This is a genomic window from Collinsella sp. LCP19S3_A7 (genome assembly GCF_052121995.1).
Taxonomy (GTDB): Bacteria; Actinomycetota; Coriobacteriia; order Coriobacteriales; family Coriobacteriaceae; genus Collinsella.
This window is the reverse complement of sequence record NZ_JBQKDE010000001.1, coordinates 67,724-91,863: the sequence shown is the minus strand read 5'-3', so window position 1 is coordinate 91,863 and position 24,140 is coordinate 67,724. Positions and strand designations below refer to the sequence as shown.

General features: G+C 58.4%; 31 protein-coding genes, 1 pseudogene and 1 riboswitch. Of the genes and pseudogenes, 5 read left to right on the top strand and 27 right to left on the bottom strand.

Annotated features, from left to right (window positions below; translation table 11 throughout):
• Nucleotides 1-48: 48 nt before the first annotated feature.
• From ACTQV3_RS00440 to yqeB, 24 genes and pseudogenes are all read right to left on the bottom strand, one after another.
• On the bottom strand, nucleotides 49-486 hold the full coding sequence (locus tag ACTQV3_RS00440; RefSeq protein WP_154516043.1) for an arginine repressor: 438 nt from the start codon (nucleotides 484-486) through the stop codon (nucleotides 49-51).
• Nucleotides 487-618: 132 nt separating this feature from the next.
• Complete coding sequence (locus ACTQV3_RS00435) at nucleotides 619-1,659, bottom strand: glycosyltransferase (RefSeq protein WP_441549779.1); 1,041 nt, start codon at nucleotides 1,657-1,659, stop codon at nucleotides 619-621.
• A gap of 155 nt (nucleotides 1,660-1,814) precedes the next feature.
• Complete coding sequence (gene truA / locus ACTQV3_RS00430; RefSeq protein WP_441535672.1) at nucleotides 1,815-2,639, bottom strand: tRNA pseudouridine(38-40) synthase TruA; 825 nt, start codon at nucleotides 2,637-2,639, stop codon at nucleotides 1,815-1,817.
• A 92-nt stretch (nucleotides 2,640-2,731) separates the two neighbouring features.
• Nucleotides 2,732-3,213 (bottom strand): annotated as a pseudogene (gene rplQ / locus ACTQV3_RS00425) (50S ribosomal protein L17).
• Between the two features lie 30 nt (nucleotides 3,214-3,243).
• Nucleotides 3,244-4,185, bottom strand: coding sequence for a DNA-directed RNA polymerase subunit alpha (locus tag ACTQV3_RS00420; protein ID WP_154516055.1), 942 nt, complete (start codon nucleotides 4,183-4,185; stop codon nucleotides 3,244-3,246).
• Between the two features lie 32 nt (nucleotides 4,186-4,217).
• Entirely contained in the window at nucleotides 4,218-4,814 is a 597-nt protein-coding gene (gene rpsD / locus ACTQV3_RS00415) for a 30S ribosomal protein S4 (RefSeq protein WP_006235275.1), read from the bottom strand.
• A 19-nt stretch (nucleotides 4,815-4,833) separates the two neighbouring features.
• The gene (gene rpsK / locus ACTQV3_RS00410; RefSeq protein WP_006235274.1) at nucleotides 4,834-5,238 is read right to left on the bottom strand and encodes a 30S ribosomal protein S11; all 405 of its coding nucleotides are present in this window, start codon (nucleotides 5,236-5,238) and stop codon (nucleotides 4,834-4,836) included.
• Nucleotides 5,239-5,252: 14 nt separating this feature from the next.
• Entirely contained in the window at nucleotides 5,253-5,627 is a 375-nt protein-coding gene (gene rpsM, locus ACTQV3_RS00405) for a 30S ribosomal protein S13 (protein WP_154516058.1), read from the bottom strand.
• A gap of 14 nt (nucleotides 5,628-5,641) precedes the next feature.
• The gene (gene rpmJ, locus ACTQV3_RS00400; RefSeq protein ID WP_006363204.1) at nucleotides 5,642-5,755 is read right to left on the bottom strand and encodes a 50S ribosomal protein L36; all 114 of its coding nucleotides are present in this window, start codon (nucleotides 5,753-5,755) and stop codon (nucleotides 5,642-5,644) included.
• 150 nt (nucleotides 5,756-5,905) lie between these two features.
• On the bottom strand, nucleotides 5,906-6,124 hold the full coding sequence (infA, locus tag ACTQV3_RS00395; protein WP_035137443.1) for a translation initiation factor IF-1: 219 nt from the start codon (nucleotides 6,122-6,124) through the stop codon (nucleotides 5,906-5,908).
• A 232-nt stretch (nucleotides 6,125-6,356) separates the two neighbouring features.
• Nucleotides 6,357-7,145 carry a type I methionyl aminopeptidase gene (gene map / locus ACTQV3_RS00390; RefSeq protein ID WP_154516061.1) on the bottom strand — a complete coding sequence of 263 codons (789 nt, stop codon included), beginning with the start codon at nucleotides 7,143-7,145 and terminating at the stop codon, nucleotides 6,357-6,359.
• Nucleotides 7,142-7,768, bottom strand: a complete 627-nt coding sequence (locus ACTQV3_RS00385; RefSeq protein ID WP_154516064.1) for an adenylate kinase — start codon at nucleotides 7,766-7,768, stop codon at nucleotides 7,142-7,144. Before ACTQV3_RS00385 ends, map begins: the two co-directional genes overlap by 4 nt.
• 18 nt (nucleotides 7,769-7,786) lie before the next feature.
• A complete protein-coding gene (secY, locus tag ACTQV3_RS00380; RefSeq protein ID WP_370450586.1) occupies nucleotides 7,787-9,073 on the bottom strand; it encodes a preprotein translocase subunit SecY in 1,287 nt (428 codons plus the stop codon).
• Nucleotides 9,067-9,516 (bottom strand): 50S ribosomal protein L15, encoded by a 450-nt coding sequence (rplO, locus tag ACTQV3_RS00375; protein WP_006235267.1) that lies wholly within the window; start codon nucleotides 9,514-9,516, stop codon nucleotides 9,067-9,069. The genes secY and rplO overlap by 7 nt, the downstream gene beginning before the upstream one ends.
• Nucleotides 9,517-9,519: 3 nt before the next feature.
• Nucleotides 9,520-9,702: a 50S ribosomal protein L30 gene (rpmD, locus tag ACTQV3_RS00370; RefSeq protein WP_154516067.1), complete on the bottom strand. Its 183-nt coding sequence runs from the start codon at nucleotides 9,700-9,702 to the stop codon at nucleotides 9,520-9,522.
• A 2-nt stretch (nucleotides 9,703-9,704) separates the two neighbouring features.
• Nucleotides 9,705-10,229 (bottom strand): 30S ribosomal protein S5, encoded by a 525-nt coding sequence (gene rpsE, locus ACTQV3_RS00365; RefSeq protein ID WP_154516070.1) that lies wholly within the window; start codon nucleotides 10,227-10,229, stop codon nucleotides 9,705-9,707.
• Nucleotides 10,230-10,243: 14 nt separating this feature from the next.
• Nucleotides 10,244-10,612, bottom strand: a complete 369-nt coding sequence (gene rplR, locus ACTQV3_RS00360) for a 50S ribosomal protein L18 (RefSeq protein ID WP_118270231.1) — start codon at nucleotides 10,610-10,612, stop codon at nucleotides 10,244-10,246.
• Between the two features lie 75 nt (nucleotides 10,613-10,687).
• Nucleotides 10,688-11,224, bottom strand: a complete 537-nt coding sequence (gene rplF, locus ACTQV3_RS00355) for a 50S ribosomal protein L6 (protein WP_370450587.1) — start codon at nucleotides 11,222-11,224, stop codon at nucleotides 10,688-10,690.
• 33 nt (nucleotides 11,225-11,257) lie between these two features.
• A complete protein-coding gene (rpsH, locus tag ACTQV3_RS00350; protein ID WP_006235262.1) occupies nucleotides 11,258-11,656 on the bottom strand; it encodes a 30S ribosomal protein S8 in 399 nt (132 codons plus the stop codon).
• Nucleotides 11,657-11,775: 119 nt separating this feature from the next.
• Nucleotides 11,776-11,961, bottom strand: coding sequence for a type Z 30S ribosomal protein S14 (locus ACTQV3_RS00345; RefSeq protein ID WP_022094280.1), 186 nt, complete (start codon nucleotides 11,959-11,961; stop codon nucleotides 11,776-11,778).
• Nucleotides 11,962-12,040: 79 nt separating this feature from the next.
• Nucleotides 12,041-12,598, bottom strand: a complete 558-nt coding sequence (gene rplE / locus ACTQV3_RS00340; RefSeq protein ID WP_154516073.1) for a 50S ribosomal protein L5 — start codon at nucleotides 12,596-12,598, stop codon at nucleotides 12,041-12,043.
• 307 nt (nucleotides 12,599-12,905) lie between these two features.
• Nucleotides 12,906-14,219, bottom strand: a complete 1,314-nt coding sequence (locus ACTQV3_RS00335) for a uracil-xanthine permease family protein (RefSeq protein ID WP_441038792.1) — start codon at nucleotides 14,217-14,219, stop codon at nucleotides 12,906-12,908.
• Nucleotides 14,220-14,517: 298 nt separating this feature from the next.
• Complete coding sequence (locus ACTQV3_RS00330; protein WP_441535671.1) at nucleotides 14,518-15,561, bottom strand: XdhC family protein; 1,044 nt, start codon at nucleotides 15,559-15,561, stop codon at nucleotides 14,518-14,520.
• A gap of 9 nt (nucleotides 15,562-15,570) precedes the next feature.
• On the bottom strand, nucleotides 15,571-16,365 hold the full coding sequence (gene yqeB / locus ACTQV3_RS00325) for a selenium-dependent molybdenum cofactor biosynthesis protein YqeB (protein WP_441535670.1): 795 nt from the start codon (nucleotides 16,363-16,365) through the stop codon (nucleotides 15,571-15,573).
• A 102-nt stretch (nucleotides 16,366-16,467) separates the two neighbouring features.
• Here yqeB and yqeC point away from each other — a divergent pair, with 102 nt between their 5' ends.
• Nucleotides 16,468-17,205, top strand: coding sequence for a selenium cofactor biosynthesis protein YqeC (gene yqeC, locus ACTQV3_RS00320; RefSeq protein ID WP_441535669.1), 738 nt, complete (start codon nucleotides 16,468-16,470; stop codon nucleotides 17,203-17,205).
• 113 nt (nucleotides 17,206-17,318) lie between these two features.
• On the opposite strand, the gene ACTQV3_RS00315 is transcribed toward yqeC, so the two are convergent.
• Nucleotides 17,319-17,909 (bottom strand): nucleotidyltransferase family protein, encoded by a 591-nt coding sequence (locus ACTQV3_RS00315; protein ID WP_441535668.1) that lies wholly within the window; start codon nucleotides 17,907-17,909, stop codon nucleotides 17,319-17,321.
• Nucleotides 17,910-18,176: 267 nt separating this feature from the next.
• Here ACTQV3_RS00315 and ACTQV3_RS00310 point away from each other — a divergent pair, with 267 nt between their 5' ends.
• Nucleotides 18,177-18,830: a helix-turn-helix transcriptional regulator gene (locus ACTQV3_RS00310; RefSeq protein ID WP_441535667.1), complete on the top strand. Its 654-nt coding sequence runs from the start codon at nucleotides 18,177-18,179 to the stop codon at nucleotides 18,828-18,830.
• Between the two features lie 121 nt (nucleotides 18,831-18,951).
• Nucleotides 18,952-19,641: a hypothetical protein gene (locus ACTQV3_RS00305; RefSeq protein ID WP_441535666.1), complete on the top strand. Its 690-nt coding sequence runs from the start codon at nucleotides 18,952-18,954 to the stop codon at nucleotides 19,639-19,641.
• Between the two features lie 35 nt (nucleotides 19,642-19,676).
• Here the strand turns inward: ACTQV3_RS00305 and ACTQV3_RS00300 are convergent, their stop codons facing one another.
• Nucleotides 19,677-20,999: an ATP-binding protein gene (locus ACTQV3_RS00300; protein WP_441535665.1), complete on the bottom strand. Its 1,323-nt coding sequence runs from the start codon at nucleotides 20,997-20,999 to the stop codon at nucleotides 19,677-19,679.
• A gap of 267 nt (nucleotides 21,000-21,266) precedes the next feature.
• Nucleotides 21,267-21,357, top strand: a riboswitch (SAM riboswitch).
• Nucleotides 21,358-21,365: 8 nt separating this feature from the next.
• On the opposite strand from ACTQV3_RS00300, the gene ACTQV3_RS00295 reads away from it, so the two are divergent.
• Nucleotides 21,366-21,788, top strand: coding sequence for a hypothetical protein (locus ACTQV3_RS00295; protein ID WP_441535664.1), 423 nt, complete (start codon nucleotides 21,366-21,368; stop codon nucleotides 21,786-21,788).
• A 343-nt stretch (nucleotides 21,789-22,131) separates the two neighbouring features.
• On the opposite strand, the gene ACTQV3_RS00290 is transcribed toward ACTQV3_RS00295, so the two are convergent.
• Entirely contained in the window at nucleotides 22,132-23,661 is a 1,530-nt protein-coding gene (locus ACTQV3_RS00290; protein ID WP_441535663.1) for a hypothetical protein, read from the bottom strand.
• 266 nt (nucleotides 23,662-23,927) lie between these two features.
• On the opposite strand from ACTQV3_RS00290, the gene ACTQV3_RS00285 reads away from it, so the two are divergent.
• Complete coding sequence (locus ACTQV3_RS00285; RefSeq protein WP_229770608.1) at nucleotides 23,928-24,140, top strand: YlcI/YnfO family protein; 213 nt, start codon at nucleotides 23,928-23,930, stop codon at nucleotides 24,138-24,140.

The window sequence follows — 24,140 nt, the reverse complement described above, 5'->3', positions numbered from 1 at the left end:
GCCCCTGTATTTCTGCCGTCTTAGCTGGCGTTGTTTACGCGCGTAAAGCTATTTACGCGCGGCACTGAGCTTGTTAATCAGCGCTTCGAGGCGTTCGCCATCCTCGGCAGTCTGAGCGATAACCAAAATCGTGTCATTGCCGGCAAGCGACCCGAGCACATCGGGCAGCTCGGCCGCATCGACAGCCGCGGCAATGCCCGAGGCGGTGCCGGGCTGAGCCTTAATCATAACCAGGTTGTCGGTGCGCAACACACCGGTAACCAGCTCGGAGACCATGCGCTGCAGGTGCAGGTCCTCAGCCAGAACATAGATGCCCTCGGGCAGTTTGCGCAGCCCCATATCGGCGATGTCACGCGAAACCGTCGCCTGCGTGCAATCAAAGCCCATGGCGCGGAGTTCGTCCACCAGCACGCGCTGCGTACGCACGTCTTTATTGCGCACGATATCTCTGATGGCATCCTGGCGCCCGTTGCGTTTTTTAGCCATATAAAACCTCACTCCATAGATGGCGAAGACAATCTATCAGTGATTGAATAGTTTAGCGCTATTTGAGGCTATTTGTGAATAAGAACGCATTTCGAAACAATTATATGCAAATTATTTGCGAATATGACACAGCTAGGCTATCCTTGCGCCCGTTCTGTTCAAAAAAGCAGCCAGATGCGCATACATAACGCAGCGCATAGGCTTAACGTTGGCAATCGGCCCAAACAAAAGTCCAAGGCCTCGGCGCTCTCCCTTAAGGGCCACCGCCATCTGGCGGGTCCGCACGTCATTGAGCATATCACGCAATCGTGCCGTGCGCTCAATTGAAGACACCCCATGGGGGCTCAGGCACAAATTCTCGATACAAGCAACCAGGCGGCCATAGTAAAACCGTTGGCAGGCCAGCTTTAGATGGTTATCGTCATCTATTGCGTCAAATGGCACGCAAAGCTCTTCAAGCGCCTTGGCGTCATCGGAAAGTCGCGAGAACATAGTGGGGTCGAATGAATCCGCAACCGATCGCGCGGCCGTATGGAAACAAGCTTCGGCGCACCCAAATACGCGTTCCGCATGCGAAAGGGCAGGCGCCAAAAAGGCGATCGCACGATACGACTCGGCATGCTGCAGACACAACTCAAACAGGGAGCGTTCATACATCACACCGGAATGTTGACAAACCAGACCGCTCTCGACCAGCTTGGCCAGGCCTGAAGCCCGGTCTCCATCGTCGGCAAGGGCAATGGATTGCGCGTCCAACATACGAGAATGGCGTTCCCGATGCGTATCGTAGCGATCGAGCGACACCGAGGGAAATACGATATCTGCCGAGGTCTCACAAGCGACATCGAGCATTGCCAAAAACGCGTGCGGCGCAAACCACTCGTCGGCGCTCATTGCGATAATGTGGGCCCCGCGCGAAGCGGCAAAACCCTCGCGAAGGCAAGCTCCGCTCGACGGATCGTCAACGTCTATCAAATCGATGTGAATATCTCTGCCCGCGGCAACATCGAGCGAATGACGAACGCCCGGCGCAGCGTTGCGACATGCAACGACAATCTGCATATCGTAGAGGTCTTGGTTTTGGACGCTTTCGAGTGCGCGCATCGCGTAGCTGGGCGAACCCTCCACAACAAGGATCACCGAAAGTCGCGGAAGCGAGCCACGTCGAAGCAAGTTATCCATCCTCTCGACAGCAATAATCAACTGCCGTTCATGGTACACCCCGGCAATATACGCAATGAGTCGCCTGATGCGCTGCACGCCAAGAACAGATGTTGCACACGGCTCGCCCACACGAGCAGCATACTTAGATGGCTCTCGCTTCTCCCCTATTCGAGCGCGACGAGCTCGGTGGGGTCATAATCTACGCCCATAAAGGTAAGGCCGCACGCCGGCGCCGTGGGACCCGCAGCAGTACGATCGCAAGCGTCAATCACCTCGCGCATCCACTCGGGATCGCGGCGATGCATGCCGATCTCGACGAGCGTTCCCACGATGGTGCGCACCATCGAATGCAAAAACGCATTGCCCTCGATGGTAAACGTAAGGATATCCTCGCCAAAGACGACCTCGTGGCCAAACTCGGCACGCATCACGCAACGATGCGTTGGCTTGCCCACGGCAGAAGCGACCTTACAAAAGCTCTTAAAGTCCTGTTCGCCCAAAAGCGCTGGGCAGGCGGCTGCCATCGCATCCACGTCCAAAGGATAACGATGCCACCATACCGCACCACGCGATAGCACCGGACGCGCATCGCGATCGGCAATGCGGTAGGTATAGGTCCGAGAGCGTGCGTCAAAACGCGCAGAAAAGCCCTTACGGGCCTTGTAGACCTCATTAACGGCGATATCTTTGGGCAGCAGCGCATCCATAGCTCGCAGCCACCTGCGGCGCGTTAAAGCGAGCTCTGCGTCCGTAACGGGCACGCTGATGTATTGGGCCACCGCATGCACCCCTGCATCGGTGCGCCCGGCACAAGTCAAATCGACTGAGCGGCGCAAGAGCGTCTCTATGGCAAGACGCAGCTCTCCGGCAACCGTCGTCTGCCCTGGCTGCTCGGCAAATCCGCTATAGGACGAGCCGTCATAGGCAACACGAAACACCAACGTGGCATCGAGCTCTGGAGTCAAATTGAAATCAGACGGCGCGGTCATGGGCGCTCCCAACAAACAAACAACGGTATCGCGACAAAAAAAGAGGGGTACGCGAACGTACCCCTCGAATATAGCCTATGCAGACGAATTGTCTACTCAGCGGTCTCCTCAGCAGGAGCCTCCTCGGCAGCGGTCTCCTCGACAGCCTCGACCTTCTTGGGAGCAGCGGCCTTCTTGGGGCCGGAGCAGCCTTCTTGGCCTTGGGCGTGCAAGGCTCGGTGACGAGCTCCATGATAACGATGGGAGCGTTGTCGCCCTTACGGTTACCGAGCTTCATGATGCGGGTGTAACCGCCGTTGCGATCCTGCCACATGCCCTGAGCAGCCTTGTCGAAGATCTCGGCAACGAGCTGCTTATCGCCGAGCTTGGCGATAGCCAGACGACGAGAGTGCAGGTCGCCCTTCTTGGCCCAGGTGATGATCGGCTCGACAACCGAACGCAGCGCCTTAGCGCGGGTCTCGGTGGTCTTGATGCGGTCGTTCTCGAAGAGGGCCTTGGCCAGGCTCTTCTTCATGGCCTTGGTGTGGCTCGCATCGGTGCCGAGCTTCAGGCCCTTCTTAACGTTGTGACGCATGGTCTAGTTTCTCCTCAAATATGCGAAGCATTAAGCCTTCAGGCTCAGGCCCATGGACTCAAGCTTGTCCTTCACTTCCTCGATCGACTTAACACCGAAGTTGCGGATGTTCAGAAGATCGTTCTCCGAGAACTCAACGAGCTGACGGACCGAGTGAATGCTGGCACGCTTAAGGCAGTTGTAGGAACGGACAGAAAGGTCCAGATCCTCGATCTGCTTATCCAGCTCGGCGTTGTCGTTGGTGACCTCGGGAGCGAAGATCGAAACCTCCTCCTCGACCTCGGGGGTCTCGGCAAGGTTCATAAAGGCAGCCATATGCTGGTTGATGATATTGGCAGCCTGGACCACGGCGTCGCGCGGGGCGATGGAGCCGTTGGTCTCGATCTCGAGGACAAGGCGGTCGTAGTCGGTGTGCTGACCGACACGGCAAGCCTCAACGAGCTTGGCGCAACGGGATACCGGCGAGTACAGCGAGTCGACGTGGATCACACCGATGGGATCGTTGTCGCGCTTGTTGGCCTCGCCAGAGACATAGCCGCGGCCATAGCCGATGCGCATGCTCATGGTGAGATGGCCACCCTCGGTGAGCGTAGCGATGTGCTGCTCGGGGTTGACCAACTCAAACTCGGACGGAATAAAGAAGTCCGCACCGGTGACCTCGCAGGGGCCGTCAACCGAGATGGTGGCGGTCGCCTCGTCGGTCGTGCCGAGAGCCCTGAAGACAAGACCCTTGACATTCAGGACGATGTCAGTGACATCCTCGACCATGTTAGGGATGGTCATGAACTCGTGCTGCGCACCATCGATCTGAATAGCCTCGACAGCGGCACCCTCGAGCGAGGACAGAAGAACGCGACGCAAGGAGTTGCCCAGCGTATCACCGTAACCGCGCTCGAGCGGCTCGACGGAGACACGAGCAGACGTCTCGTTGATCTCTTCGACCTGAACCTGAGGCCTAATGAATTCTGACATGTATTACCTCCAGCCTCAGCAGCCCGGATGGACTACTTAGAGTAGAGCTCGACGATGAGCTGCTCGTTGATATCACCGCTGATCTGCTCACGCGTCGGCAGAGCGAGCACGTTACCAGACAGCTTCTCGATATCGACCTCAAGCCAGCCAGGGACCTCAAAGCGCTCGGAGGAAATCAGAGCCTCCTTGATGGGGAGGAGGTCACGGAACTTCTCGCCGACAGCGACGACGTCGCCGGCCTTGACGCGGTAGGACGGGATGTCCACGCGCTTGCCGTTCACGGTGAAGTGACCGTGGCGGACGGACTGACGAGCCTCTTTACGGGTGCGAGCGAAGCCAAGACGGAAAACAACGTTGTCGAGGCGAGACTCAAGGATGATCATGAGGTTCTCACCGGTGACGCCGTTCATCTTACGGGCCTTGTTGAAGTAGCCGTGGAACTGCTTCTCCAGAACGCCATAGATAAACTTGACCTTCTGCTTCTCGCGCAGCTGCATGCCGTACTCAGATTCCTTGCGACGGCGCTTGGGCTGACGGATAGATTCCTTCTTGCTGCTGTAACCGAGCTCAGCGGGATCGATCCCGAGCTGACGGCAGCGCTTAAGAACAGGAGTCCTGTCGATTGCCATATTGATACGATCCTTTCAGTTACACGCGGCGACGCTTCTTGGGGCGGCAGCCGTTGTGCGGGATGGGGGTCTTGTCCTGAATGCTCGAGACCTCGAGGCCAGCAGCCTGGAGGGAGCGGATGGCGGTCTCACGACCGGAGCCGGGGCCCTTGACGAAGACGGAAACCTTCTTCATACCGTGCTCCATGGCCTGCTTGGCAGCAGCCTCGGCAGCCATCTGGGCAGCGAACGGCGTGGACTTACGGGAGCCCTTGAAGCCCACCTGGCCAGCCGACTTCCAGGAAATGACGTTGCCCTGGGGATCGGTGATCGAAACGATCGTGTTATTGAACGTAGAACGGATGTGAGCCTGGCCCACGGAAATGTTCTTACGGTCCGCGCGCTTCAGACGGGCAGCGCGAACGTTCTTCTTAGCAGTAGCCATCTATCTAGCGCTCCTTATTTCTTCTTCTTAGCACCGATCTGACGCTTCGGGCCCTTGCGGGTACGAGCGTTAGTGTGGGTGCGCTGGCCGCGGACCGGGAGGCCCTTGCGGTGACGAAGGCCGCGGTTGCAGCCGATGTCCATAAGGCGCTTGACGTTCTGGTTGCGCTCACGGCGGAGGTCGCCCTCAACCATGATCTGGTTCTTGTCGATATACTCGCGGATGGCGTTAACCTCATCCTCGGTGAGGTCCTTAACGCGCGTATCCACGTTAACGTTGCACTCGACGCAAATCTTCGTCGCAGTGGTGCGGCCGATGCCGTAAATGTAGGTCAGACCGATCTCAACGCGCTTCTCACGCGGGAGGTCGACACCATTAATACGGGCCAACGTAGTCTCCTCTCTTAACCCTGACGCTGCTTATGACGGGGGTTCTCGCAAATGACGAGGACCTTGCCATGGCGCCTAATGATTTTGCACTTATCGCACATCTTCTTGACCGAAGGACGTACCTTCATCGTTCTTCCTTTCGGTAGCGCTCAAACTACTTCCCTACTATCTACTCGCCCAGCCGCAGGCGTTTAAAACTATGGCTGGTCTTCACACACAATCCGACCGTAGGTTGAGCTAAGCCTGCAGTCGGAAATAGAGTGCGTGTATGCGTGCCGCTATTTGTAGCGATAGGTGATGCGGCCGCGGGTCAGGTCGTACGGGGAAAGCTCCACGACAACCCTGTCACCGGGGAGAATACGGATGTAATTCATTCGAATCTTGCCAGAAATGTTGCACAGAACCGAATGACCGTTCTCGAGCTCGACCTTAAACATGGCATTAGGCAACGGTTCCTTCACCGTACCCTCGAGCTCAATTGCGTCTTCCTTCTTCACAAGCAATCATCTTTCTCTAGAAAACGACAGCGATTGAGTATTCTACAACACGTATACACGCATCGTAATAACTTCGTAATGGCTCCACAACTACGTGGAACTTGTTACATTTGAAATGTAAAACAAAGCCGTTCCCTGATGCCCAAGATCGCCTTGAAATGAGAAGGCATAGACCTTGGGGTCATGCCTTCGAAATTGAAAGGCGAGGTTGGGCATCAGGGGGCGGCGACTTTTACATTTCTCCGCCTTGGAGCGAACACCAGGATCCTTGCGCATCGGTGGTGAGAATCACCGGACCGTCATTGGTGATGGCGACGGTGTTCTCGTAGTGCGCGGCGGGCAGGTGGTCGTTGGTGGTGACGATCCAACCGTCGGAGCCCGTGCTCACATGGTTGGAACCCATCGTTACCATCGGCTCGATGGCAATGACCATACCGGCCTGGAGGCGAACGCCCCTCCCCTTCTTTCCATAGTTAGGAACGTTGGGGTCCTCGTGCATCACGCGGCCAATGCCATGGCCCACATAGTCACGAAGCACGCCATAACCGTGAGACTCGGCGAGGGACTGGACGGCATGGCCAACATCCCCGATATGGTTACCGGGAACAGCCTGCTCAATGGCAGCCTTAAGGCAATCGCGCGTAACCTCGCACAGGGCCTTGGCCTCGGGCGTAGGGGTGCCGACGAAAAACGTCCATGCGTTATCGCCAACCCAACCGTCGACAACGGCTCCCGTATCGATAGAGATAATATCGCCATCGCGCAGGATCATATCGGGGTTGGGAATACCGTGGACCACGGCATCGTTGATCGATGCGCAAATGGTCCCCGGGAACCCGCCGTAACCCTTAAAGGCCGGGGTGCCGCCATGCATGCGGATAATCTGCTCCGCGAGCTGATCGAGCTCAAAAGTCGAAACGCCGGGGCGCACCATGGCTCCAACGTGGCGGAGCGCCATCTTAGATAGCGCTCCTGCCTTCTTCATCTGCTCGATTTGCGTTGCAGACTTAATCTTAATCATAGACCGAGGGCCTCTTTGACATCCCCGTATACGGTCTCGCGAGCCTGGTCACCGTTGACCGACTTGAGCAGACCCTGGCCACGATAGTAATCGACAAGCGGGCTCGTGGACTTCTCGTAGACGTCGAGACGGTTCTTGATGGTCTCGGGCTTATCGTCGTCGCGCTGATACATCTCGCCGCCGCATTTGGGGCAGGTAACATCGGCAGCAGTGCCGGTGTAACCGCAGGCGCGGCAGGTGCGACGCGAAGACAGACGATCGATGATGACCTCGGGGGCAACGTCGACCAGAAGGGCGCAGTCGATCTCGCGACCCATGGTGGAGAGCTCGGAATCGAGCGTCACAGCCTGGGCGGTGTTGCGCGGGAAGCCGTCGAGGATGAAGCCCTGCTGGGCGTCATCGGCGGCAAGGCGCTCCTTGACAAGGTCGATCACGAGCTGGTCGGGAACGAGCTCGCCAGCGTCCATGTACTTCTTAGCCTGAATACCAAGCTCGGTGCCACCCTTGACGGCAGCACGCAGCAGGTCGCCCGTGGAGATGTGGGCGACGCCAAACTCGGCGACGAGCTCCTGTGCAACGGTGCCCTTACCGGCACCCGGAGCTCCGAGCAATACGAGGTTCATGAGCAATCCTCCTCTAGCCTATTTAAAGAATCCATCGTAATCATACATCTTGATCTGGCCTTCGAGCTTGTCGACCGTGTCGAGCACGACGCCGACCATGATGAGGATGGACGTGCCGCCAAATGCCTGGATCAGCTGATTGCCCGTGAAGGAGAAGATGATCGAAGGCACGATGGCGATGAGCGCCAAAAAGACAGCGCTGGGAAGCGTAATCTTGTTGAGCGCGTTCTTGATGTAGGCCGCGGTAGCCCTACCCGGACGAACGCCCGGAATAAAGCCGCCCTGCTTCTTAAGGTTGTCGGCCGTGTCATCGGGATTGAACACCATGGAGGTGTAGAAGTACGCGAAGAACACGATGAGGACAACGTTAAGCACCCAGTTGAGCCAACCGGTCGAAAGCGCAGAGGCAACTGCCTGAATCCAGCCGATGCCGGGGAAGAACACGGCAACCTGAGCCGGGAAGTACAGCAGCGCCGAAGCGAAGATGATCGGCACGACACCCGCGGTGTTGACCTTGATGGGCAGGTAGGTGGTCTGGCCACCCATCATGCGACGGCCCACGACGCGCTTAGCGTAGGAGACCGGAATGCGGCGCTGGCCGCGCTCAAGGAAAACAATCAGCGGGATAACCAGCAGGATGATGGCGCAGATGATCACCATAGTGATGATGCCACCGCCATTGCCCTCGGTGCTGGAGAAGATCGCCTGCGGCAGACCGGCCATGATGTTCGCAAAGATGATCAGCGACATGCCATTGCCGATACCGCGCTGGGTAATGAGCTCACCAATCCACATGATCAGCATGGCGCCCGCGGTGAGCGTGCCGACGATCATGAGGTCGAAGATGATCTCGGGAGCGGCGGCGCCATTAAAGCTGATGCCGAAGCTCTTAAAGAGAAAGAGGTAACCCACGGAGTTGAGGATTGCCAGAGCCAGGGTGAGGTAACGCGAATACTGCGTAATCTTGGTCTGACCGACCTCGCCCTCGCGGGCAAGCTCATGCAGGGAAGGCACAACGGCCTGGAGCATCTGGAGGATGATCGAGCTGGTGATGTAAGGCATGATGCCCAGCGAAAACACCGACACATAGCTCAACGCGCCGCCAGAGAAAAGATTCAGGAGGGCCATAGCACCTGCGGCGACCGAATTGTTATCGGTCGAGAAAAGGCCCAGCATCCCCTGGAAGGGAATGCCGGGCACAGGAACGTGCGCACCAATGCGGTACACGACGAGCATAGCTATGGTAAAAAGAATCTTTTCGCGCAGTTCTTTGATGCGGAAAGCATTCTTAAGACCATTTAGCACGGCAGCTCGACCTTTCCGCCGGCGGCCTCGATCTTGGCCTGCGCAGAAGCGCTGACCTTGTCGACCTTGACCGTGAACTTCTTGGTAAGCTCACCATTGCCGAGCACCTTGACGGGCTCGAACTCGCTCTTGGTGATGCGAGCGGCCTTAAGAGCGGCACCGTCGATCACAGCGCCATCCTCGAACTTACGCTCGAGACGCTCAACGTTAACAGCGGTGTACTCGATACGACGGGGGTTGCGGAAGCCCGGAAGCTTGGGCAGGCGCATAGCCAGCGGAGTCTGGCCACCCTCGAAGCCGGCACCCTTGGTGCCGCCAGAGCGAGAGCCCTGGCCCTTCTGGCCGCGGCCAGAAGTGGTGCCGTGACCCGAAGAATTGCCACGGCCAACGCGCTTGCGGTTCTTGGTGGAACCGGGCGCGGGAGTAAGATCGTGAAGCTGCATTTGCTACTCCTCTACAATCTCGACAAGGTGCTTGACCTTGAAGATCATGCCGCGGACGGACTCGTTGTCAGTAATCTCGCGAACCTCGCGGATCCTGTGGAGACCGAGGGCACGGACAGTACGGACCTGGTCCTGCTTGCAACCGTTGGTGCTGCGGACCTGCTTGATCTTGATGGTGTCAGCCATGCTTAGTTCTCCTTACCGACGAACATCTCGGAGACCGTCAGGCCACGGCGAGCCGCGACGTCCTCAGGGCTGGAGAGCTCCTTGAGGCCCTCGACGGCAGCCTTGATGATGTTGAGGCCGTTGTCGGTACCGAGAGACTTGGACAGGACGTTCTTGATGCCAGCAAGCTCAAAGAGGGGACGCACAGCGCCGCCGGCGATAACGCCGGTACCCTCGACAGCGGGCTTGATGATGATGCGGCCGGCACCAAAGTGGCCGATAACCTCGTGCGGAATGGTGCCCTCTTCGGTCACCGGCACGTGGAACATGTTCTTCTTGGCATCGAGAGACGCCTTGGAGATGGCCATGGGCACCTCAGCGGACTTGCCCATGCCAACGCCGACGTTGCCCTTGCCGTCGCCAACGACGACGAGAGCGACGAGGCTCATGCGACGGCCGCCCTTGACGGTCTTCGACACGCGGTTGATGTAAACGACGCGCTCCTCGAACTCGGAGGCCTCGCGCTGCTGCTTCTGATTACGAGCCATGTGCTACATACCTCCTAGAACTCGAGACCGGCGGCACGAGCACCGTCGGCGAGGGCCTTGACGCGGCCATGGTAGATACGGCCACCGCGATCGAAGGCGACCTTGGTGATGCCGGCCTCGATGGCGCGCTTGCCAACGAGCTGACCGACCTTCTCCGCAGCCTCCTTGTTCGAGGTGTGGGTGCCCTTGAACTCGGCCTCGAGGGTCGAGGCAGAGACGAGCGTCAGGCTGGAGCCCTTGCTGTCGTCGATGATCTGGGCATAGATGTTGGCGTTAGTACGGGTCACGCGAAGACGCGGACGCTCGGCGGTACCCGAGATCTTGCCGCGAACACGACGCTGACGACGCTTGAGGCCTTCCAGCTTCGCCTTATGCTTGTTCATACGTAAACTCCTAAAAAGGTTGATCTTGCCAGCACCTAACGGGGTGCTGGTCTTATGCGAGTGAGTCGGTTACGACTACTTGGCGGCCTTACCCAGCTTGCGGCGGATGTGCTCGCCAACGTAGTGGATACCCTTGCCCTTGTAAGGCTCGGGAGGACGATGGCCGCGGATCTCAGCGGCGATCTGACCGACCTGCTGCTTGTTGATACCCTTGACGTTCACGTGGGTGTTGTCGGGAACCTCGAAGGTGATACCCTCGGGAGCCTCGACGATCACGGGGTGCGAGAAGCCCAGGGAGAACTCGAGGTTCTTGCCCTTCTGCTGCACGCGGTAACCGACGCCGGCGAGCTCGAGCTTCTTCTCGAAGCCCTCGGAAACGCCAACAACCATGTTGTGGATGAGGGCGCGGGTGAGGCCGTGGCGGGCACGGGTCTCACGCTCGTCGTCGGGACGGGAAACGGTGAGGACGTTGTCCTCGATATTGATAGCGAGCTTCTCATAGACATCGAGCTCGAGCTGGCCCTTGGGGCCCTTGACGACAACGTTGTTGCCGTTGACTGCCACTTCGACTCCGGCGGGAATCTGGACAGGCTTATTACCGATACGAGACACGGTGATCTCCTTTCCTTCTACCTACCGAGCGAATTACCAGACGTAAGCGATGATCTCGCCGCCGACGTTGTGCTTGCGAGCATCGCGGTCGGTCATGACGCCATGGCTGGTGGAAATAATGGCGGTACCAAGGCCACCGCGGACGCGGGGCATGTCGGCAACGCCGGTGTACTTACGCAGGCCCGGCTTGGAAATGCGGCGGATGCCGTTGATGACCTTAGCCTTCTTGGGACCATACTTAAGCGTGATGTGCAGAGTCTTCTGGGGAACGGTGTCCTCGACATCGTAGCCCTCGATGTAGCCCTCCTCGTGCAGAACACGAGCGATCTCGACGAGCTTCTTGCTGCTCGGCATGGAGACCGTGGCCTTGTTCACAGAGTTAGCGTTACGAATGCGCGTAAGCATATCTGCGATCGGGTCTGTAAGGTTCATACAGATTCTCCTTCGTTCTTGATGAACACGTGCTCTTGGTTCTTCGCCGCCCTTAACGGCAAAGCCTAACTAGCACGTTTTCCCTGTTCCAAACGGATGCTTGAAACGCTGGTAGTGACTTACCAGCTGGCCTTCTTAACGCCGGGAAGCTCGCCCTTGAGTGCAAGCTCGCGGAAGCAGACACGGCACAGGCCGAACTTGCGGTACACAGAGTGCGGACGGCCGCAGCGCTGGCAGCGCGTGTACTCACGAGTAGAGAACTTCTGCTTGCGATTGCACTTGACGATCATCGATGTCTTAGCCACTTATATCCTCCTCACATAGAGTATTGTTCGCCCCAAGCGCCGCCCCCTTGTGGGAACGGCGCTTATAGGGCAGGTGAACCTATTTCTTGAACGGGAAACCAAAGGCGTCCAGAAGGGCCTTGGCCTCCTCATCGGTGTTGGCGGTGGTCACGAAAGTGATGTCCATACCACGCTGGTGATCGACGGAGTCAAAGTCGATCTCGGGGAAGATGAGCTGCTCGGTGACGCCCATGGAGAAGTTACCACGGCCGTCGAAGCTCTTGGCGGAGATGCCGCGGAAGTCGCGGATACGGGGGATAGCGACGGAGGTCAGACGATCGAAGAACTCCCACATACGGTCGCCACGCAGGGTAACCTTGCAGCCGATCGGCATACCAGCGCGCAGGCGGAAGGTAGCGATGGACTTGCGGGCACGGGTGATCATCGGCTGCTGGCCGGTGATGGCGCGCAGGTCGCGCACGGCACCGTCGATGGCCTTGGAATCGGTAGCGGCCTCGCCGACACCCATGTTCACGACGATCTTCTCAAACTTGGGGATCATCATGACGTTCTCGTACTGGAACTTGTCCTGAAGCTGCTGCTTGACCTCGTTGTTGTACTTGGCCTTCAGACGCGGCACATACTTCTCTTCTGCCATTGTTCACTCCTTCTTGGGGTTTTAAGCACGGGGCGTGGCCACGGTGGGTTGTCCTCGTGCCTCCTGACTGCATCCGCGCCGCTCATGGCATTTCGCGGTTTGGACTCGACGCAGCAGGAGCCGACAAAACAATCGGTACTATACGCGCATTGGGTGCGTATTTCCAGAAAAACATCGTCTGCCTGCACAACTCCACAACTCCCTCGCACAAATGGGTCCCAAAAAGCCGTTGCGGTGAAATAGGGACTGTTTGACAGCTTAACCGGCTTAAACAATCCGTATTTCACCGCAACTCATATATGGGGCGTTATTTTTGGCGAGGCAGGACCAGGTTGAGGACGACGGCGACAAGTGCGGCGACGGCAATGGAGGATCCGCCAAAGACGGTGTCGACCCATGCGGGGAATCCAGCGCCGGCAAGCGCGCCGGCCGTGCGCTCAATGCCCGTGCCAAAGGCGATAGAGAGACCCATGAGCGTGGTATCGCGCTGAGACAGGCCGTGGCGGGAAAACATGACCACACCGTTCATGCCGATGGTTGCGAACACGCCGATCGTGGCGCCGCCAATCACCGGTTGCGGAATGGACGTGAGCACTGCCGCGCACTTGGGCAGCAGGCCCGCGACGAGCAGAATGGCGGCTGCGAGCGTAAAGACCATACGGTTGACGACCTTGTTCTCGGCGATGATGCCCACATTCTGGCCAAAGGTTGCCGTGGGGACGCCGCCCAAAAAGCCCGAGAGCATACCGACGAGACCATTGGCGATCAATCCGCCCGAGATCTGACTATCGGTCGCGGGGGTATCGAGCGCCGCAGAGGACACGGCGGCAAACTCTCCCATAACCTGCACGGCGTTCACGATGGCCACAACGCCCACCACGGCGCACGCCGCCGGATCGAACACCAGACGATGGGCGCCAAACGCCGGTGGGGCAAACCAACTTGCAGTCGCGACAGCCGAGAAGTCGACCATCCCCAACACCGCCGCAACGACAAAACCTGCGCAGATACCGGCCAGGATGCTGCCCAGCTTGAGCGCGCCCTTGCCGTAGTTACCGACCATAAAGGTGACGACAAACGTCACGAGCGCGACGGTCCAGTTGGTGACGCTGCCAAAATCGGCCGCGCCCTCCCCGCCTGCCATGGACGCCACGGCAACCGGGCACAGCGACAGGCCAATGACAAAGATGACGGTACCGAGCACCGGAGCTGGGAACAAAAAGCTCACGCGCTTAAACAAAAGACCGAAGAGCACGACGAGCGCGCCGCCGATAACTTGAGCGCCCAGCACGGCCTCGAAACCAAGCTCAAGACCGACCGCTTTAAGTGCCGGCACGAAGGTAAAGCTCGCGCCCATCACGATGGGCAGGCCCGAGCCGACGATGCCTTTTATGGGGAACTGTTGAAGGAAAATGTCAAGCGCCGAGAGGACGAGCGACGCCTGAATGACGGCGGCTTCCTCTTGAGGGGTAAAGCCGCAGACCGACGCGATGATGATAGCGGGCGTGACGATACCCGCGAATGCCGCCAGCACATGCTGCAGTGCATGGGGCAATACCTGCACAAACGAAACTTTTCCCGTACGCTCGAACAGGGCGTCCCCTGCCACCGACTCTGCCATTTGCGCCTCCCATACCCTAGGCAGCGGCCCTATGCCGCCCAACGGGCGAACATTATAGGGCATATGGCACAGGTAGCATTTTGACCCGCATGCGGCAGAGGGCTGGGGTAGCTAATTTGGGACGGGGCTCTTTTAGCTACCCAACAGTGAGCGAACGCCTCGAGATGATTTTTCTGGGACGGGGATTTATAAATCATTGCGTACCTAATGATTTTTTAATCCCCGTCCCAGAAAAATCATCGAGCAGGCAGGGTAGCTAAAAGAGCCCCGTCCCAAATTAGCTACCCCTGGGATGCGACTAGCGCTTGCGGGGGACGAGCTTGGTGCGACGCAGATGGATCATCTCGGCGGCGATGGAGATGGCGATCTCTTCGGGGTCCTCGGCCTGAATGGCAACGCCGATCGGCAGGTGCAGCTCGTCGATCTGGTCCTGCGTAAAGCCCTCCTGCTCCAAGCGAGCCCGCACAAAGGCCGTCTTGCGGCGCGAACCCAGGCAACCCAAATAGGCGGGCTTGGCGCGCAAGGCCTGAATCACCACATCGATATCGGACTTGTGGCCCGCCGTGGCGACGACTACCAGATCGCGCGGACCGATGGGGCATTGCTCGTCCAGGTTCTTGTAGTCGACCAGACGACGATCGTAGACGCCGGGCACCCATTCGGGCGTCAACGTGCCGGGGCGGTCATCGCACGTCACGACGGCAAAGCCCGCCGCCGTGAGCACGCGCGCCGTCGCGGCGCCCACGTGTCCGCAGCCAAAGATGTATGTCAGGCCCTCGGGGCAAAGCGTCTCGATGTGCGCCGGGGGAATCTCGGAGGCGGCGTTGGTGTAGGTGACCTTACTCCCCTCTTCCGTCAGCGAAAGCCCGGGGCAACCCACAATGGTGCGGCGCGACTCCTCGCCATGGTATTCGGCAGCGTCGCTTTCGAGCGCGCTTGCGATAAACGGTTCAAAGTCGATGACGAAGTCGCCGATGCGTCGATACGCCAAGACGTCGGCAACCGACTGGAACAACGGCGCCTGCGATGCATCCAGGTGCAGATAGCACAGGCAGATGGCTCCGCCGCAGATCATGCCGGTATCGGAGTTCTCGCCGCCCATGGTGTAGCGGACCAGGCGCGATTGCCCTGCGGCCAACAGCTCGCGCGCCTCGTCCAGCGCAAAGAGCTCGATCTTACCGCCGCCGATGGTGCCCGCTTGGCTGCCATCGGCAAAGACGGCCATCCAGGCACCCACGCCGCGCGGCGATGACCCTGCCGTGCCGGCAACTACCACCAGCTCGCACGTCTTACCGGCCTTCAGAGCGCCAAGCGCAGCATTCACCACATCGAGCTTTTCCATCGTCGCTTCCTATCCCCTAAAAACGTCGGTGAACATGGCAAGCGCCTCGAGTACGCCGCCGCCGACCGACGTCGCCTTGTCCGAAATATAGTTGATATAGCTGGCATCGCCGCGCGGGTCGACGTCGGCACATTTAAAGCCCTCGGTCACCAGAACGCCGTCGGCCAAAAGGCCGCGCAAGCAGCCGTCAATCTGCGTGACCATGGGAGTGTCGCCCGCATACCCGATCACATCGCCGGCACTCACGATGTCGCCAATCACATGGTCGGACCTAAACACGCCGGCGGCGGGGCTGTGGATAACGCGCTCCTTGCCATAGCCGGCGATGACACCCGGCACGCCCGTATTGGGCTGGGGCGAGCCCTGGGTGATGACGCGGCCGAGGAAATGACCGCGCATGGTCTCGACCACGGCATCGCAATCGACCGGCGCGGTAAAGCCCGGCCCTACGGCGATGACGACAGGCGCCATATCGCGCGTGGTGCCCAAATTGCGCTTGGCCAGGATCGCGTCGACCACGGCAGCGGGCTTAAGTTCGCCGAGCATCTTGGCCTGGGGATCCACCACGACGGCAACATCTCCGGCCTGGGTAATTGCAAGCGCCTCTGCCGGCGTCTGCGCCAAGCGGGCGCGAATGCCCTCGACCTGAACCTCGCCCAGGCGAATGGCCTCGCAAAAACTGATTGTGCGGCGGATGCACGTGGGAACCGCGATATCGGCCATGACAACCGACACGCCGGCGCGCACCAAACGGGCGGCGACGCCCGTGGCGATATCGCCGGCGCCGCGAACATAAACGAGCATTTTCGGGGCACCTCCCTGTGCTACGGTTTGAGCAGAGCAAAAGCGGTTCGACCGCTACTCTGATGATTATTTATTATCACAGTATTATACGGCGGTGAACAGATGGAAACGGTTAGCGGCAATCTCGCCTCGGCGCTCAGGATCGAGCCGGGCATCACCGCAATTATCGGCAGTGGCGGCAAGTCGACCTTGCTAAAGACGCTCGGCCTTGAGCTTATGCGCGCGGGCGGCCGCGTGCTCCTCTGCACCACCACGCATATGTTTCCCGTCGCCGGCGTGCCATGGGACGGGTCGAGTCGTCGCCTGGACGCCGCACCTTGGAAGCCGGGCGCCTCACATGTCCCCGGTTGCACCTGCGAGGCCTGCGCGAGCCTTGCGCGGGGAAGCATCTGCCAAGCAGGTGTCTTGGACCCCGAGACGGGCAAGCTCTCCGCCCCCGCCGAGCCGCTCGGCAAGCTGGCACAGCGCTTTAACTACGTCTTGGCCGAGGCGGACGGCAGCAAGCGGCTCCCGCTCAAGGCCCACGCCGCCTGGGAGCCGGTGATTCCCTCTGGCACGGCCAACATCGTCTGGATCGTTGGCGCCTCGGGGCTCGGCAAGCCCATCAACGAAGCCGTCCACCGCCCCGAGCTCTTTTGCGAGCGTTGCGGCTGCGAGCCCACCGATACCGCCACGCCCGAGCGCGTCGCCCAGGTGCTCAATGCCGAGATGCAGGCGCTGGGACTCTGCACCGCACGCGTCATGCTCAACCAAGTCGACGCGCTCAGCGACCCCACGATGGCCGACCGCTTCGAGGCTGCCCTCGGCCGCCCCGTCGTCGCCACCAGCCTCCAGGGGTAGCTAATTTGGGACGGGGCTCTTTTAGCTACCCCATGTTGAGAGAAAAATCATCAGGTAGGCAGGGTAGCTAAAAGAGCCCCGTCCCAAATTAGCTACCCTGGCGGCACCCCCTGCTAGCGAGGCGCGTAGCAGGCCGCAACGTGTTCTGAGACGCGGCGCTGGCCCTTGGCGGTGTCGACATCCCACAGCTCGTAGGCACGTGCCTCGACCAACTGGATATCGGCACGGCCGCGCAGCAGCGATGATCCGCCGTCCTTGCCCTTAAGCCCCATAAGGTTAGGAAAGAAGCTCGCGGGGAACAGCACCGGAGAGGCCGGCTCGCCGTTCAGGGCAAGACGCACGGGCGCGACACCGCCGTTGGCCTTAAAAGCACCGGCGAGTGCCTCAAAGGAATCCGAACTCACGAGCGGCTGGTCGCCCGGCAAAAAGAGGCAGCCCCTCCAATCGCGATCGGCTCCCCAAGTAAGGCCGGCGCGCACGCTCTCGCTCCTGAGCGCGCCATCGTGCCGTACGCACGCGCAGCGCAGCTCACGGCAGATCTCGGCAACCTCGGGCCAACGCGTCGAAACCACAACGTCAAAGCCCCGGGGAACCGAATCGATGGTCCGGGCAATCAGCGGCTCGCCATAGATATCGGCAAGCATCTTGTTAGAGCCAAACCGCTTGCCCTCGCCCGAAGCCATAATGACGCAACCAAGTTTCATGGCGATACCTCCCCTGAAGCCATCGTACCCATAACGCGCGCCGCGGGGCACCTACATCGAAAGCGCTTATCCCGCACGCCCACGATGCAAAAAGGGGGCACCCCGCCGGTTGGCAGGGCGCCCCCTTTACATGGCTTACCTCAACCCGGCTTTAGGCCTGAAACCAACGGACGGCGTTGCGCTCATAACGCTGAGACGCTTTCGTTATTTGCGAACAAGTGGGGTTTATGGCAAAGTGTGCCCAAACTAATTTTTAGGAAGGCACCCATGACCCCCGCACAGATTGAGTTTTATAAGCGCCTTGCACACGGCCTGGCGCTCCAGTTTGGCCCTAACTGCGAAGTCGTCGTCCACGACCTGGAGACCGAGGACGTGGATCACTCTATCGTGGTAATCGAAAACGGCCATGTCAGCGGGCGCAAGCTGGGTGACGGTCCCAGCCATATTGTGTTTGAGTCCATGCACGAGGACATCACCGACGTGCACGACCGCGAGCCATACCTCACCAAAACCGCCGATGGCAAGCTGCTTAAGTCCTCGACCATCTTTATCCGCAACGACGAAGGCAAGCCTGTCGGCATTTTGGGCATTAACTTTGACATTACGCTCATGAAAGCTTTTGAGCGCTCGCTCGATGCCTTTACCGGCACCGACGGCACGGGCTACACCGAGCCCGAGCCCATTACCAAAACCATCGGCGACCTGCTCGAAGATCTGCTGCGCGAGTGCGAGCAATACGTGGGCAAGCCCGCAGCCCTTATGACCAAAGATGAGCGCATTCGCGCCATTGGCTACCTCGATCGTCGCGGCGCCTTCCTCATTTCCAAGTCGAGCGAGCGTGCCTGCGAGTTCTTTGGCATCTCTAAGTACAGCTTCTATAGCTACCTCAACGAGGCAAAGGCTGCCGCCGGCGACAAATAGTCAGCGCGCCTGCGCCCCTCCCCTTTTGGGCGTGAGTTCTGGAATGCACGAATCCAAGACTCGGCCGCAAGGCAAGTTCCATATAATCGAAGGACGAGACAGTTCGAAAGGATGGAACAAGATGGGGTCGAGCAACGCATCGCGCAACGGCCGCGGAGGCTTCGCTTCTGGCGCCAGGCATGCGAAACGCGTGTTTGACGAGGGCGAAGACGATCTGTTTGCGTTGAGCCTCGACGACGTGATGAGCGACCGCCCTTGGACCGCCGACGAGCTCATGGGCGGCAAAACCCATTCGGCAGGCGATCCTTCCGAGACGGCATCGTTTATCGCCGCGGCGCAGCATCTTGCGCCCGAACCGCCCGTTGCAGATCTCGACGACTTTGCGACCCGTCAGCTTGCCTTCGATTCCTGGGCTGATGCCGATCTGGACGAAACATCTGCCGGCGCGCCGACGCTCGGCGAGCCGGTAAATCCACTTGTCGCCGCGTCCGCTTCCGAATACGAGCCGGACGACCATGCGCAAGCTATACCCACATCCTCATACACCGATAGCCACACTGATAACGACGATTATTATGGCGACTACTACGCTGCGGAAGAGGCGCCGCGCTTTTTGGATTTCAATCCAGTAGCAAAGATTATCTTTATAGCGATCGTCGTGGTGCTGCTTGGCGTCATTGCGTTTGAGGGATTTCAGCTGTTCCGCAGCCCCGTCGAGTCCGAATTGGCAACGCAGCAAAAAGAGGACGAGAGCAACGACTACCTCGACGTCAACAACCTCAAGGGCGACCCCAACGACGGGGACGAGTAGCGAGGGCTGAGGGCGACCACATAGTCAGCGGTGCGCTACGGCTCCAAGAGCCCTGCCATAAAGATGGGCAGATACAGCACGTCACCATCGCGATGCAAATTACATTCCGCAAGTACCAGGGCGCGATCGATTCCGTAGCCCTTCGTTGCCAGTGCGTTGTCGAGTGCCGCGTGGGACTTAAAGCTCTTGCCCGATTTGACCTCGATGGCAAGAACCTCCCCATCGAGCGTCTCCTCAACAAAATCGAGCTCGCCAACCTTTTTGGACGTAAAGTAGCGCAATCTGAATCCGTGGGCTTTGAGCTCTTGCGCGACAAAGCCCTCAAACGCCGCCCCCATATTCATGCCAAAGGGGCCTTCTGCCTCTCCATCAAAAACCCCTTGGGCAACCTTCTTGGAATACGACGACATGAGCATTCCGGTGTCCAAGTAAAACAGCTTAAACAGATTTCGCTGCTCCCCCAATAAAAGGGGTGCCACGGGCGCCGTTACGTTATACACGGGAAGCGCAACGCCCGCCTCCGAGAGCCAAAGAAAATGGTCTGTCACCTGCGAAAAACGTTTGACACCGTTAATCGACGACAGCTTGAATCGCTTGTTTTTGGAGCCAGCCTCGCTGGGAATCAAATCGTAGATATCGCGAATAACCAGGCGCAGCTCGGGCGGAGCGTACTTTGCGATGTCATCGCGATACAGGGCGTGAAGATCGCGGTGGATGTTTCGAACCTCGTCGACATTGCGCGTCGCCAAGAAGGAATTGACCGCGTCGGGCATGCCTCCCACCACCACATACTGATGGAACAGATCGAGCAAGCGGTCATACAGGTAGCTGGGGAGCTCCTCCTCATCCTTTAGACAGCCCCTGAGCATGTCAAAAACGCTGGCACCAACGCCATTTGCCCAGCAAAACTCCTCAAAGTCGAGCGGGTACATCTGGACCTGCTCGACATAGCCCACCGGCAGGGAATCGATGCCCTCGAGCTCAACGCCAAGGAGCGAACCGGTAAGGATGTATCGAAAGTCGCCGCGCTGGACCAGGTATTTGATAAACGTCACCACGTTGGGACATCGCTGCACCTCGTCGATAACCACGACGGTCTTGTTCGCAACCATCGGCTGCGTCGCAGCGATAGACATGCGCATAAGCAGGTCATCCGCACTTTTCGCCGCCAAAAACGAATCACGCACGGACGCGTCGGCGATAAGGTCGAACGTCACAACATTTTCGAACGATTCGTTTGCAAAGACGTTGACCAGATATGACTTTCCTACCTGTCGGGCGCCCTTGACCAAAAGAGCCTTGTTAGGCGACGAGGCAAGCCAAGATTGAAACTGTGCTTTCGCTTTTCTCTGCAGCATAAGCGCACCCCTTATTACGTGCTGTTTTAGCACTAGGATACACTTTTCCGTAGTTGAATGACGGTCGAATCGACACTTTTCCGTAATTTGAGCGGCTCGAATTTGACACTTTTCCATACTTTCTTACGGCCGATTTCGACACTTATCCGAATACAGGCCGAATAATTGCCGCGTAATCAAGCGCCGTCTGCACATCATTTCGCAGGCGCGCTTGATTTGTGTCCGCGCGCGCTGATAGACTCCATCGTGCCCGCAAGGAGCGGGCGCGTTTTATCCAGAGTCGGGGTAGAGAGTTGGCTCCACGATCCCGACGCCAACCGGCCAAGAGGCACGGTGGCCCTGCCAACATCGATGAAAGGAGTCCGTATGGACAATTTCTCTGTGCGCAGTGAGCGCAATTTCCACAACTTGGTAGCCAAGCCAAAACGAATGCATCTTCTAGACGAGCCGAACGGCTATGCCTCGGCCATGGTCAAGAACAGCCTCTCCCACCAGATGCGCTTTACGGTACAGAAGCTCGAGGAAGAGCTCTGTGCTGCTGGCAATCCACATGTGCTGCAGATCAAGCTGCTCGGAGATGACTCGTGCGAGCCATCCAGCTGGAAGCTCTTCGCCGACGGCGTGTGCGTTGCGGACGGATCTGGCACCTTTGCCCGTGAGTGCTTCTGCGAGGGAGCCGAGGTGTTTTTGGACCTGTGCCGCGACGCCGTGCGCGCGGCCGAACTGCACCAGTGGAGCCAGAGGGAGTACGAGCTGCTGAGCGCCGCGCGCGGGATCGCGGGGATGTAGACAGGATGAAATAGACTTGCGCACCCCAATGTCGCCAAAACGACAATACCGTAGCCCTTAGCCACCGTCGCGCGCGGCCACATAGGCCACACGGTGTCAAAAAACTGACACTTGTGTATGCCTTTTGACATACACAAGTGTCAGTGATCTAAACTGGGCAACCACAACGGCATATACAACGGCCGATAGCTCGCCAATCACGACATGCCCGCCTTCCGCGACCTGATTGCCGAAGTACCGGCACCCAGCAACGATTGCGTCGACATTTCGAGCGACATGCGGCTTGGAAGGGCTGATGAGAGATGGCTGAATGCTTGGTACGAGAGAGTGTAGTTCAGCGAAATCAGCCTAGACAGTGTGCCCCTCTGGTTCGAAGAACCTTGTCGAGATACTCGATAACCATACGCGCGGTTTCTTCGTTCACCTCATCCGCAGCGATGCAAAGTTTCGCATGGACCAGATTCCTCTTCTTGCGAATCTGGTGAGCCATGTCCGCCTCCTTCATCCAACGAGGCCTCTCCAGATACTTAATCTCGTTGATGTAGTCGATAAGGGCCGCGGGTTTCATCTTGCCGCTCTTCCTGTCCCGCACCATATACTTTTCCGCAAAGTAGTTAACGTGCTTGATTTCAGAAATCCAGTCGATAAGAACCGCCTCAAGAATGGAACCGGCAAGGATGATTGACGCCTTATAAGCGCCGTGCGAAAAACAAGTATTTAGCTCACGGATGTCCGAGGAAAGGAAAGCGCGTAACTGTTCCTCGTTATATGCCTGAATCCTATCGGCGATTTCGGCGTTAAGGATCTGTTCCGCCGCAGACGGTTCCGCACCCTTTAGGCCTTCGAGGTCTTGGTAGTTCCTCGGCGCACGTCCGGACAGGATGGCATATTCGGTGAGATAGTACTGCTCGTCCATCGATGGTTCGACAACGGGAAAAACACTGAGGTCGCGAAGCGCTAGACGCTTCATGATGACGCCACCTGCCAACGATGACAGGGCCTGCTTTGCGATATCGCTGGAAAGGTAGAAGCAGAGATACTCCGGAGATATCCCGTTGGCACGAATAACAGCCATACTCGTGCCCGCATAAACGGGCTCTTGCCCATCGCGGTCAAAGACGATGGCGTGATTCTCCTCGCCAATGAGGCACATGACAATATCACCCTTGCGCAGGGGCACCGTTGTTGCCTCGCCCCGCTCCAACGAGTCAAGATCAACTGGGAATCTAATGTTTCTTGGCCTGAGAACCAAGACGTTTCTGGCGGCGTCGCTAACCTTTCGCGGCAAAAGAATGCTGGCGACTTCCGAAAGCTCTACGGTCTTTGAACTCGCAAGCGTGCTACGTATCTTACGATTTCGAGGAGAATAGAATGCGGGGGTAAATCTTCCTTCTATAAGTTCGCTTGGAGGCATACCGTAAAAAGCTCCGCACTTAGACGGGCAGTCGGGAGTCCCTCCATTTGCATAATCTTCGACCGCCCGAAGATATGCGAGATAATCGTCGCTGAATCGATCGGCCGGAATCTTGCAGAGATTGTCAGTCCTGCGCGAGCCACGCGCCTTGGCGACAAGCGGTTTCTTGAGCTTGAGCGTCGAAAATCGACACTCTCCGAAGCCGGGTCGTGCGAAAACATAAAGCATGAGGAAAAGCGAAGTCCCAGACAGGATGTCCCCGAGCTCAAAGGCGCCGCGCAGGATGTAACCATCCGGAATAAGACTGCGCTTCTTACCGGTGTCAAAGAAACCGCGAGCGCCCACAAAAGCGTACTCATCCGACTCATCTGAGAATACGAGCTCGGCCAGTTCGTCATGAGTTCCCGTAACGAGAAAGCCTTCGCGGTTATCTAAACACTTTTGCAAGTCAATCGTCATTGCATCCTCCAACAACTATGCCGCGCGGTCCATGCCATAGAAGTAGTTGTATATCCCCTCGATGCACTTGCGTAATACTTCATCAGGGCAATTGAATTCGGGAAGTTTGCAGACCCCGTTACATACAGTAAGCCTTGTGGCGACGCAAGTCTCGGTGTTTTAGGCCAAAGAGTCTAGAAACTCTTGAGCCCTTCTTCGCCCCAAAACTTGTCGCAGTATAATGTTGCGAACGCATTTGTATTGCATTTCGAGCGATGGGAGCGCAGATGCCCGACAGCTACAAGGAGCTCATCAAGAGCAATCCCGACGAGACCGAGATCAGGAGCTTCCTGGTGGACGGTGACCAGGTCTCCGTGACCCTTCGCATCCCCGACACCCTGCGCGACGCTGCGAAGGAGGCGGCGGCCCTGCGGGGCATGAGCTTCTCCGCCTTCGTGCGCACGTGCATGATCGAAGAGCTCGCGAAGAAAGGGGCGTGA

Excerpts from the sequence above, each read along its gene's own strand:
- ACTQV3_RS00440 (WP_154516043.1), bottom strand. The coding sequence starts at position 486 with ATGGCTAAAAAACGCAACGGGCGCCAGGATGCCATCAGAGATATCGTG.
- truA (WP_441535672.1), bottom strand. The coding sequence starts at position 2,639 with ATGACCGCGCCGTCTGATTTCAATTTGACTCCAGAGCTCGATGCCACG.
- ACTQV3_RS00420 (WP_154516055.1), bottom strand. The coding sequence starts at position 4,185 with ATGTCAGAATTCATTAGGCCTCAGGTTCAGGTCGAAGAGATCAACGAG.
- rpsD (WP_006235275.1), bottom strand. The coding sequence starts at position 4,814 with ATGGCAATCGACAGGACTCCTGTTCTTAAGCGCTGCCGTCAGCTCGGG.
- rpsK (WP_006235274.1), bottom strand. The coding sequence starts at position 5,238 with ATGGCTACTGCTAAGAAGAACGTTCGCGCTGCCCGTCTGAAGCGCGCG.
- rpmJ (WP_006363204.1), bottom strand. The coding sequence starts at position 5,755 with ATGAAGGTACGTCCTTCGGTCAAGAAGATGTGCGATAAGTGCAAAATC.
- map (WP_154516061.1), bottom strand. The coding sequence starts at position 7,145 with ATGATTAAGATTAAGTCTGCAACGCAAATCGAGCAGATGAAGAAGGCA.
- ACTQV3_RS00385 (WP_154516064.1), bottom strand. The coding sequence starts at position 7,768 with ATGAACCTCGTATTGCTCGGAGCTCCGGGTGCCGGTAAGGGCACCGTT.
- rplO (WP_006235267.1), bottom strand. The coding sequence starts at position 9,516 with ATGCAGCTTCACGATCTTACTCCCGCGCCCGGTTCCACCAAGAACCGC.
- rpmD (WP_154516067.1), bottom strand. The coding sequence starts at position 9,702 with ATGGCTGACACCATCAAGATCAAGCAGGTCCGCAGCACCAACGGTTGC.
- rpsE (WP_154516070.1), bottom strand. The coding sequence starts at position 10,229 with ATGGCTCGTAATCAGAAGCAGCAGCGCGAGGCCTCCGAGTTCGAGGAG.
- rplR (WP_118270231.1), bottom strand. The coding sequence starts at position 10,612 with ATGAACAAGCATAAGGCGAAGCTGGAAGGCCTCAAGCGTCGTCAGCGT.
- rpsH (WP_006235262.1), bottom strand. The coding sequence starts at position 11,656 with ATGAACCTTACAGACCCGATCGCAGATATGCTTACGCGCATTCGTAAC.
- rplE (WP_154516073.1), bottom strand. The coding sequence starts at position 12,598 with ATGGCAGAAGAGAAGTATGTGCCGCGTCTGAAGGCCAAGTACAACAAC.
- ACTQV3_RS00335 (WP_441038792.1), bottom strand. The coding sequence starts at position 14,219 with ATGGCAGAGTCGGTGGCAGGGGACGCCCTGTTCGAGCGTACGGGAAAA.
- ACTQV3_RS00330 (WP_441535671.1), bottom strand. The coding sequence starts at position 15,561 with ATGGAAAAGCTCGATGTGGTGAATGCTGCGCTTGGCGCTCTGAAGGCC.
- yqeB (WP_441535670.1), bottom strand. The coding sequence starts at position 16,365 with ATGCTCGTTTATGTTCGCGGCGCCGGCGATATCGCCACGGGCGTCGCC.
- yqeC (WP_441535669.1), top strand. The coding sequence starts at position 16,468 with ATGGAAACGGTTAGCGGCAATCTCGCCTCGGCGCTCAGGATCGAGCCG.
- ACTQV3_RS00315 (WP_441535668.1), bottom strand. The coding sequence starts at position 17,909 with ATGAAACTTGGTTGCGTCATTATGGCTTCGGGCGAGGGCAAGCGGTTT.
- ACTQV3_RS00310 (WP_441535667.1), top strand. The coding sequence starts at position 18,177 with ATGACCCCCGCACAGATTGAGTTTTATAAGCGCCTTGCACACGGCCTG.
- ACTQV3_RS00305 (WP_441535666.1), top strand. The coding sequence starts at position 18,952 with ATGGGGTCGAGCAACGCATCGCGCAACGGCCGCGGAGGCTTCGCTTCT.
- ACTQV3_RS00300 (WP_441535665.1), bottom strand. The coding sequence starts at position 20,999 with ATGCTGCAGAGAAAAGCGAAAGCACAGTTTCAATCTTGGCTTGCCTCG.
- ACTQV3_RS00295 (WP_441535664.1), top strand. The coding sequence starts at position 21,366 with ATGGACAATTTCTCTGTGCGCAGTGAGCGCAATTTCCACAACTTGGTA.
- ACTQV3_RS00290 (WP_441535663.1), bottom strand. The coding sequence starts at position 23,661 with ATGACGATTGACTTGCAAAAGTGTTTAGATAACCGCGAAGGCTTTCTC.
- ACTQV3_RS00285 (WP_229770608.1), top strand. The coding sequence starts at position 23,928 with ATGCCCGACAGCTACAAGGAGCTCATCAAGAGCAATCCCGACGAGACC.